11 protein-coding genes are annotated in these 8,915 nt (G+C 68.2%); 9 read left to right on the top strand and 2 right to left on the bottom strand.

Annotation, left to right across the window (positions count from 1 at the left end; translation table 11 throughout):
* The first annotated feature begins 555 nt into the window (after positions 1-555).
* Positions 556-1,476, top strand: a complete 921-nt coding sequence (pdxS, locus tag QH196_RS17125; protein WP_280416798.1) for a pyridoxal 5'-phosphate synthase lyase subunit PdxS — start codon at positions 556-558, stop codon at positions 1,474-1,476.
* 210 nt (positions 1,477-1,686) lie between these two features.
* On the opposite strand, the gene QH196_RS17120 is transcribed toward pdxS, so the two are convergent.
* Positions 1,687-2,298, bottom strand: a complete 612-nt coding sequence (locus QH196_RS17120) for a hypothetical protein (protein WP_280416797.1) — start codon at positions 2,296-2,298, stop codon at positions 1,687-1,689.
* A 95-nt stretch (positions 2,299-2,393) separates the two neighbouring features.
* Between QH196_RS17120 and QH196_RS17115 the strand changes: the two genes are divergently transcribed.
* The 7 genes from QH196_RS17115 to ruvB all read left to right on the top strand — a co-directional run bounded on the left by QH196_RS17115 (position 2,394) and on the right by ruvB (position 7,875).
* Entirely contained in the window at positions 2,394-3,212 is an 819-nt protein-coding gene (locus QH196_RS17115) for an acyl-CoA thioesterase (protein ID WP_280416796.1), read from the top strand.
* 109 nt (positions 3,213-3,321) lie between these two features.
* Entirely contained in the window at positions 3,322-3,933 is a 612-nt protein-coding gene (gene pdxT / locus QH196_RS17110) for a pyridoxal 5'-phosphate synthase glutaminase subunit PdxT (protein ID WP_280416799.1), read from the top strand.
* A 102-nt stretch (positions 3,934-4,035) separates the two neighbouring features.
* Positions 4,036-4,785, top strand: a complete 750-nt coding sequence (locus tag QH196_RS17105) for a YebC/PmpR family DNA-binding transcriptional regulator (protein WP_280416795.1) — start codon at positions 4,036-4,038, stop codon at positions 4,783-4,785.
* 52 nt (positions 4,786-4,837) lie between these two features.
* Positions 4,838-5,266 carry a macro domain-containing protein gene (locus QH196_RS17100; RefSeq protein WP_280416794.1) on the top strand — a complete coding sequence of 143 codons (429 nt, stop codon included), beginning with the start codon at positions 4,838-4,840 and terminating at the stop codon, positions 5,264-5,266.
* Between the two features lie 295 nt (positions 5,267-5,561).
* Positions 5,562-6,131 carry a crossover junction endodeoxyribonuclease RuvC gene (gene ruvC / locus QH196_RS17095; protein ID WP_280416793.1) on the top strand — a complete coding sequence of 190 codons (570 nt, stop codon included), beginning with the start codon at positions 5,562-5,564 and terminating at the stop codon, positions 6,129-6,131.
* Complete coding sequence (ruvA, locus tag QH196_RS17090; RefSeq protein WP_280416792.1) at positions 6,128-6,724, top strand: Holliday junction branch migration protein RuvA; 597 nt, start codon at positions 6,128-6,130, stop codon at positions 6,722-6,724. The genes ruvC and ruvA overlap by 4 nt, the downstream gene beginning before the upstream one ends.
* Positions 6,725-6,783: 59 nt before the next feature.
* Positions 6,784-7,875, top strand: coding sequence for a Holliday junction branch migration DNA helicase RuvB (gene ruvB, locus QH196_RS17085; RefSeq protein WP_280416791.1), 1,092 nt, complete (start codon positions 6,784-6,786; stop codon positions 7,873-7,875).
* 126 nt (positions 7,876-8,001) lie between these two features.
* Here the strand turns inward: ruvB and QH196_RS17080 are convergent, their stop codons facing one another.
* A complete protein-coding gene (locus QH196_RS17080) occupies positions 8,002-8,247 on the bottom strand; it encodes a DivIVA domain-containing protein (protein ID WP_280416790.1) in 246 nt (81 codons plus the stop codon).
* 188 nt (positions 8,248-8,435) lie between these two features.
* On the opposite strand from QH196_RS17080, the gene yajC reads away from it, so the two are divergent.
* The gene (gene yajC / locus QH196_RS17075; RefSeq protein WP_280416789.1) at positions 8,436-8,852 is read left to right on the top strand and encodes a preprotein translocase subunit YajC; all 417 of its coding nucleotides are present in this window, start codon (positions 8,436-8,438) and stop codon (positions 8,850-8,852) included.
* Positions 8,853-8,915 lie beyond the last annotated feature (63 nt).

Here is an 8,915-nt window from a genome sequence, read left to right as displayed (position 1 = left end):
ACTCGCGGCTGCGCCGCATTGTATCGCGGGCGGGAAGAAAGGACCGGCCGAACCCATTCACGGCCACGCGGGACAACGCGCCGCCCTGGTTTTGTGTGGGGGGGTTGCGGGGCGGGCGCCCCTTCTTTTTCTCCTTTCGCCCCCCACCCCCCGCGCGCGCCAGCGCGCCAAGAATACTGTGACGGGTTTCACTCGGCGTGATAACGTCAGCGCAGTTTGGCGCACCGAGGTTGTGTCGATTCGGTGTGTGGAGGTGAAGAAGTGTCCTACATCCTGTTCGATTACCTGTTGCCGATTCTCGGGCCCAGCGCCGCTGAGTACTGGGCGAAGCTGCTGGTGGTCAACCCGATCTGAGTCGGTTTCCCATGCCCCGCCGGGCCGGTGCCGACACCGGCCCGGCGGTGTTTTATCCGGTCCAGTTTCCGTAGTGGTGCATATAACGCCAGGTCGTGATCAGTCCAGTGCTCCCGGACTGGATATGAAGGCCGATTCGGGGCGCACCTAGACTCGTGGTGTTCATCGACGATTTCCCCTGCACCGGACACAGGAGCTGCCGTGACCACGCCCGAGACCGCACAGACCACCGAAGCAACCCGCGAGGCCGGTACCGCCCGCGTGAAGCGCGGTATGGCCGAGATGCTCAAGGGTGGGGTGATCATGGATGTGGTCACCCCGGACCAGGCCAAGATCGCCGAGGACGCCGGCGCCGTCGCGGTGATGGCGCTCGAGCGGGTGCCCGCCGATATCCGCGCCCAGGGTGGCGTCTCCCGGATGAGCGATCCGGACATGATCGACGGGATCATCGAGGCCGTATCCATCCCGGTGATGGCCAAGGCCCGGATCGGGCATTTCGTCGAGGCGCAGGTGCTGCAGAGCCTCGGGGTCGATTACATCGACGAATCCGAGGTGCTCACCCCCGCCGATTACGCCAACCACATCGACAAATGGCAGTTCACCGTACCGTTCGTCTGTGGTGCCACCAACCTCGGTGAGGCGCTGCGCCGGATCACCGAAGGTGCGGCGATGATCCGCTCCAAGGGTGAGGCCGGCACCGGCGATGTCTCCAATGCGACCACCCATATGCGTCAGATCCGCCAGGAGATCGCCCGGCTGGGTTCGCTGCCGGCCGACGAACTCTATGTCGCCGCCAAGGAACTGCAGGCCCCCTACGAGCTGGTTCGCGAGGTCGCCGAAACCGGGAAGCTGCCGGTGGTGCTGTTCACTGCGGGCGGTATCGCCACCCCCGCCGATGCCGCGATGATGATGCAGCTCGGCGCCGAGGGTGTGTTCGTGGGTTCGGGCATCTTCAAGTCCGGCAACCCCGAACAGCGCGCCAGCGCCATCGTGAAGGCCACCACCTTCTACGACGACCCCGATGTGCTGGCCAAGGTTTCCCGCGGTCTCGGCGAGGCGATGGTCGGGATCAACGTGGAGGATATTGCCCAGCCGCACCGGCTGGCCGAACGCGGCTGGTGATCCTTCTTCTCGGACACTCGGCGTACGCGCGGGCCCTGGCCGCGGCGCCTGCCGGAACGCGCGGGTAGTAGGACTGACCTGCGCCCGGCGCAGCGGTTGTAGGGCCGGCGGCCGGTCGGCAGCGGCGACGGTCGAACGCCGGACCGGTCGGCAGCGCGAGGCGTCGAGTCGGCCTGTACCCCCATGAGCGCCCGGCCGGTTCCGAACGGCTCAGCCGGCTTCGGTGCGCAGGGCGGGACGATCCGGGTGGTCCCAGCGGAGGAAATAGTCCGGAGGTTCGGGATGCTCGCGGTCGTGGGCCAGAAGCGCGGGGACGGTCCAGGCGTCTGTTTCCGCGGTGTGGCGGGCCAGCGCGGCCGGGCTCAGGTCGAGGCGGACGGTGAGGTCGAAGGGAAGGTCGCGGCCCAGCAGCATCGGACCCGCGACGAACAGGACGGTGCCGGGGCTCGCGCGGCGGCGGAGCGCGCGAGCGGATCGGTCGGCCGCTTCGTCCCATAGCGCGGGCAGCCATCGGCCGTCCGTGCGCAGCGGGTCGAGGACCTCCCGGCGCAGCGCCGGATAGTCGAACCAGCCGGTTCGGTAAGCAGTCTCGTCGCGGCCGAATTCCATCCGCAGCGAGGCCGGCCGGACGTAATCGTGCACCGAGACCAGTTCGGCCGGTCGGCCGTCGGCACGGAGACGGCCGGCGGCCAGGCGGGCGAATGCAAGCGGGTGCGCGGCATCGGCGCCGTCCACCGCGACCAGTTGCCCGCCGGATTCGCGTAACTGCCGGGCGATCCGCTCGGCGAGTGCGTCCTGGGTGATCGGGGTGAAACGCGGCATCGGTTCATCACAGCAGGTCCCACGGTGCGGGCGGTGACCGGGATTACCCGCCGGTGAATCATGGGAAATAGGACTCTTCGGGCTAATCTCAGCCAATGGCGACTATCGAAGAGGCGTTGGAGCTCGAACGCCTCGAACGCGATATCTTCCGCGGCGCGTTTCCCAAGACCCAGCTCCCCCGTACCTTCGGTGGGCAGGTGGCGGGGCAGGCGCTGGTCTCGGCGGTGCGCACGGTGGAGCCGCGGTTTCAGGTGCATTCGCTGCACGGCTACTTCCTGCGGCCCGGAAACCCGGAAGCGCCGACGGTGTACATGGTCGACCGCATCCGGGACGGGCGTTCGTTCTGCACTCGCCGGGTCACCGGTGTCCAGGACGGGGACGCGATATTCACCATGTCCGCGTCCTTCCATATCGGTGACGAGGGGCCTTCGCACCAGGACGAGATGGCCGAGGTGGCGCCGCCCGACGATCTGCCCGACGCCGAGACCTCCATGGACCCCGAACGCCTGTGGGCGATGCGGGAATGGGAGCACTGGGATATCCGGCCGGTCCCGCAGGAGCAGGTGACCCAGCGCCCCGGCGTGGTGTCGCCGCAGCAGGTGTGGTTCCGGTACCGGCATCCACTGCCCGACGATCCGCTGTTCCACGTGTGCACGCTCGCCTATATGAGCGATATGACGCTGCTGGGGTCGTCGAAGGTCACCCATCCCGACGAACCCACGCAGAACGCCTCGCTGGATCACGCCATGTGGTTCCTGCGCCCGTTCCGCACCGATGATTGGCTGCTGTACGACCAGTCCTCGCCGTCGGCCGGTTTCGGCCGGGCACTGACCGGCGGGAAGATCTTCGATCGCAGTGGCCGAATGGTCGCCGCGGTGGTTCAGGAGGGGCTGATCCGCACCCTGCGGAAGTGAACACGGCTCGGGAACTCGGCGTGACCTCGCGCACACCGGCTCGCCTCGTAAGCTCGCACAGGTGAACGATACTGCGGTTTCCCGGGACAGCCGGCCGGACGTCGATCTCGTGGCGTCCGCCGATCGGCCCACCATCGGTGTGCTGGCCCTGCAGGGCGATGTCCGCGAGCATGTCGCGGTGCTGGACCTGTGCGGTGCCGACCCGGTGCTGGTACGCCGTCCGGCCGAGCTCGCGGCGGTCGATGCGCTGGTACTGCCCGGCGGGGAATCGACCACGATCTCCAAACTGCTGCAGGTGTTCGAACTACTCGAACCGCTGCGGGAACGGCTGCGCGACGGGATGCCCGCGTTCGGGTCGTGTGCGGGCATGATCCTGCTGGCCGACGAGGTGCTCGACACCCGCCCCGATGCCCGGCATCTGTCCGGTATCGATATGACCGTGCGCCGCAACGCTTTCGGCCGGCAGGTGGATTCCTTCGAAACCGATCTCGACTTCGCCGGAGTGGACGGCGGTCCGATGCGGGCGGTGTTCATCCGGGCGCCGTGGGTGGAACGGGCCGGTGAGGGGGTCGAGGTGCTTGCCCGGGTACCCAGCGGCCCCGCCGCCGGCCGGATCGTGGCAGTACGCCAGGGTGCTGTGCTGGCCACCTCGTTCCATCCCGAGGTGACCGGCGACCATCGCGTGCACCGGCTGTTCGTGGATCTGGTTCGCGACCGCTGAACTGCTGACCGGCCGCTGTGCGAGTAGGGTGACGGAATTGTCCGCCCGGCCTGCCGGTAGCGTGAAGCAGCAGACCAGCCATCGACCTGAAGGAAGTAGGGAATGAGCGGCCACTCCAAATGGGCCACCACCAAGCACAAAAAGGCGGCGATCGATGCGAAGCGCGGCAAGCTGTTCGCCAAGCTGATCAAGAACATCGAGGTGGCGGCCCGCACCGGTGGCGGCGATCCGGAAGGCAACCCGACTCTGTTCGATGCCATCCAGAAGGCGAAGAAATCCTCGGTTCCCAACGACAACATCGAGCGCGCGCGCAAACGCGGCGGTGGTGAGGAAGCCGGCGGCGCCGACTGGCAGACCATCATGTACGAGGGCTACGGCCCCAATGGTGTCGCGGTCCTGATCGAATGTCTCACCGACAACCGTAACCGGGCGGCGGGCGAGGTCCGGGTCGCGATGACCCGCAACGGCGGCAATATGGCCGATCCGGGTTCGGTGGCCTATCTGTTCCACCGCAAGGGCATCGTCACGCTGGAGAAGAACGGTCTCTCCGAGGACGATGTGCTGATGGCGGTGCTCGACGCCGGTGCCGAAGAGGTCAACGACCTCGGTGAATCGTTCGAGATCATCAGTGAGCCCGGCGATCTGATCGCGGTGCGTTCGGCCCTGCAGGCGGCCGGTATCGACTACGACTCCGCCGAATCCGGCTTCCAGCCGTCGGTGAACGTCGCGGTGGACGTCGACGGTGCCCGAAAGGTGTTCAAACTGGTCGACGCGCTCGAAGACAGCGACGACGTCCAGAATGTGTACACCAACGTCGACGTCTCCGACGAGGTCCTCGCCGAACTGGAGTGATTGCTCCGCCGCCGGGGTCGCGCTCGGCGGCGGTCGCGAGCGTTGCCGCTGAGTGCGGGTCGGTGATCGCCGCGGCGGGCCCGCGATCCTCGCGGAATGCCGGCAACTGCGGGCGACCGAGTTCCCGCGCGGCCTGCCCACCGGACAGGCCGTGGCGACGACGGCCGGTGAGTTACCGGCGCGCTGGGTCATCCATACCGTCGGCCCGGTGTGGTCGGCCCGCGGGGACCGTGCGGCGCAGTTGGCACCGCTGCTGGCGTCGTGTTACCGCGAATCGCTGCGGGTCGCCGAGGAACTGGGCGCCCGCAGTGTGGCGTTTCCGGCGATCTCCACCGGCGCCTACCGCTGGCCCATGGACGACGCCGCCCGCATCGCGGTCGGCACTGTCCGGGAGGAAAGCCCTGCCGCGATCGAGGAAGTGCGGTTCGTACTGTTCGACGTGGCCGCATACGATGCCTTCTCCAGTCAGTTGGCTCTCTGATCCCACCGCGCTGGTGGGTGCCGGACCACCGATCGCCGAGCCATCCACCGAGGTCGCCGTGCCCGTGGAACGGCCGCAGTCGGTCCGCGCGGTCTCGGCGACGTCACACCGGATACACCTCGGGCCGTGTCGATCACTGGACGGGCGGGGCCGGAAACTCTGACCGGCTTCGGCGAGATTGCCGACAGGATTGTGCTGCGCCCTGCCCGAGGTAGGGGTCCGTGTCACTGTCCTCCGGAATTCCCGCGCTGCACTAGACTTCGAACAACTGTTCGTTCTGGGAAAGGTTGTGCGGGTGCGGGTGATGGGCGTCGACCCCGGGCTCACCCGGTGCGGGATCAGCATGGTCGAAGGGGGAGCCGGTCGTACTGTGCGCGCCCTCGCCGTGGATGTGGTGCGGACCCCGGCCGAACTGGACCTGGCCCAGCGGCTGCTGCGGATCGCGGACGCCGCCGAGGACTGGATGCGCACCCACCGGCCGGAGGTGGTGGCCATCGAGCGGGTCTTCGCCCAGCACAATGTGCGCACCGCCATGGGGACCGCGCAGGCCGGCGGAGTGATCGCACTGGCGGCCGCGCGCCGCGATATCCCGGTGATGTTCCATACTCCCAGTGAGGTGAAGGCCTCCGTGACCGGTCACGGCGGGGCGGACAAGAAGCAGGTGACCGCCATGGTCACCCGGATCCTCGGGCTTGCCGCGCCGCCGAAGCCCGCCGATGCCGCCGACGCGCTGGCGCTCGCCATCTGCCATTGCTGGCGGGCACCGCTGATCGAGCGGATGGCGGCCGCCGAGGCACAGGCCGAGCGGGCCCGCCGGCAGTACACCCAACGACTGGAACAGCAGCGGAAGGCGGTGCGCGGGTGATCGCGTCCATTCGCGGCGAGGTTGTCGAACTCGCCCTCGACCATGTGGTGCTCGAAACCGCCGGGGTGGGATACCAGCTCAATGCCACACCCGCCACATTGGCGGGGCTCACCCGCGGCGAAGAGGTGCGGCTGCACACCGCGTTGATCGTGCGCGAGGATTCGATGACCCTTTACGGGTTCGCCGACACCGAGGCCCGCGATCTGTTCGGTCTGCTGCAGACGGTATCGGGCGTGGGCCCGCGGCTGGCCATGGCTGTCCTGGCGGTGCTCGAGCCCGAAACCTTGCGTAAGGCGCTGGCAGCCGGTGATATCGCGGCACTGACCCGGGTGCCGGGAATCGGGAAGCGGGGAGCCGAGCGGATGGTCGTGGAGTTGCGGGACAAGGTGAACCTGGTCCTGGTGCCGGCGGATGCACCAGGCATCGTGCCGGCCCCGGCCCGCACCCCGGTGCGTGATCAGGTGGTGGAGGCGCTGATCGGCCTCGGTTTCCCGGCGAAACAGGCCGAGCCGGCGATCGACGCGGTCCTCGCCGAACAACCGGACGCGGACAATTCGACCGCACTGCGTGCCGCGCTCGGGATGCTGGCATGAGTGCGTCGGGCCCCGCGACGGTAGCGAAGCATCTGCACGGCGAGAACCTTTAGGCGGTCATGGATTACGACAACTCCCCGGAAGCGGAGGATTCGCCGGTCAGCGCCGGCTACCTGCCCTCGGACGGCGATATCGAAACGGGACTGCGGCCCACCTCGCTGGACGGTTTCATCGGCCAGCCGCGGGTGCGCGAACAACTGTCGCTGGTACTGCGCGGTGCCCGGGCGCGCGGCGGCACCCCGGACCATATTCTGCTGTCCGGCCCTCCCGGCCTCGGTAAGACCAGCCTGGCCATGATCATCGCGGGTGAACTCGGCACGGCATTGCGGATCACCTCCGGCCCGGCGCTGGAGCGGGCCGGGGATCTGGCCGCCATGCTCAGCAATCTGGTCGCCGGGGATGTGTTGTTCATCGACGAGATCCACCGGATGGCGCGGCCGGCGGAGGAGATGCTGTATCTGGCGATGGAGGATTTCCGGGTCGACGTGGTGGTCGGCAAAGGTCCCGGGGCGACGTCCATACCGCTCGAGATCGCGCCGTTCACCCTGGTCGGGGCCACCACCCGCTCGGGCGCGCTGACCGGGCCGCTGCGCGATCGCTTCGGTTTCACCGGGCATATGGATTTCTACGAAACGGACGAACTGCTGCTCATCGTGCAGCGATCCGCGCAGATCCTCGGGGTGGATATCGATCCCGACGCCGCCGCCGAGATCGCCGGACGTTCCCGCGGTACGCCGCGTATCGCCAATAGGCTGCTGCGCCGGGTCCGTGATTATGCCGAGGTGCGCGCCGACGGCTGGATCTCCCTCGGGGTGGCCCGGGCCGCGTTGGAGGTCTACGACGTGGACGCGCTGGGCCTGGACCGGCTGGACCGGGCGGTGCTGAGTGCCCTGGTCCGCGGTTTCGGCGGGGGACCGGTCGGTGTGTCCACGCTCGCGGTCGCGGTCGGGGAGGAGGCCACCACCGTCGAGGAGGTGTGCGAACCGTTCCTGGTGCGCGCCGGGATGGTGGCGCGGACGCCGCGCGGGCGGGTCGCCACCGCCGCGGCCTGGTCTCATCTCGGGTTGACGCCTCCGCCGGATCTCACATTCGGCGCGCTCGAGGTCCGCGGTCGCGAATCCCAGCCCACGCTCGATCTCTTCGATCGGTAACCACCGGTAGCAATCCGCCGATCGCGGCAACGGGTCGCCGGCACGTAGACCGCCGTCGGATGCAACGAAGCCGCGGACACGGCGGATGGCCCCGGTCGCGTGACGATCGGCGGCGGATGTGGCGGTTCAGACTCCGAGTTCGGCCCGGACTCGTCGCAGGAAAGTATCCACCTCGTCGGGATCGTAACCGCGGTTCAGCCAGGTACCGCCCGGCCGGAGCCCGCTCCGGAGTCGTTCCGCGCTGAGGGTGGTCCGCCCGGCCAGGGCCGCGGCGATATGGTCGAGCAGATCGTCGACGTCGTCCATCCGGTAGCCGCGGCGGCCCCACGGTGCCGTGGTGAACGTGATGTGGTGCACATCTTCGGGCGTCATACCCCGATTATGGCCGTAACCGGTTGCCCGGCAGTTGGTTCGCCAGGATCGCGGTTCCCTCCGACCGACCGGGTGGCAGCAGGCGGATACCACTTTTCCGGCGTGCGGGTGTGGCGCCCGGCCGAGGAACTGGCAGACTGTGTGCGTACCTGCCCCTCTCCCCACCAGATCAGGAACTGACTTCGACCATGGATTTCCTGTTTCCGCTCATACTGGTAGCGCTGCTCGTGCCGATGTTCCTCGGTATGCGCCGCCAGAAGAAAGAGGCCGACAAGGTCACCCAGATGCAGGACAGCCTGAAGGTCGGTGACCGTGTCACCACCACCTCGGGCCTGCTCGGCACCGTGGTCGAGGTCGACGACACCACCGTCGATCTGGAGATCGCCGAGGATGTCGTGACCACGTGGTTGCGGCTGGCGATCCGGGATGTGCGCAGCGATGACGAGGCCTCCGGCGACGAGGCCACCGCTGACGAGGCCACCGGAGACGAGGCCACCGGAGACGAGGCCGCCGTGACGGCCGATTCCACCCCCGTGGCCGATTCCGCCGCGGCTGTCGCGGAGGAAACCCCGAAGCAGACCGAGACCCGGCTGACCAAGGACTGAATTCCACGGCCCGGCCACCGGACCGGATACACCCGGGCGACCGGTGGCCTCGGCGTGTGCCCA

The sequence above is a fragment of the Nocardia carnea genome, assembly GCF_029868325.1.
Taxonomy (GTDB): domain Bacteria; phylum Actinomycetota; class Actinomycetes; order Mycobacteriales; family Mycobacteriaceae; genus Nocardia; species Nocardia carnea_C.
Note: the sequence above shows the minus strand (reverse complement) of the source record. Positions and strands in the feature narration are given on the sequence as shown.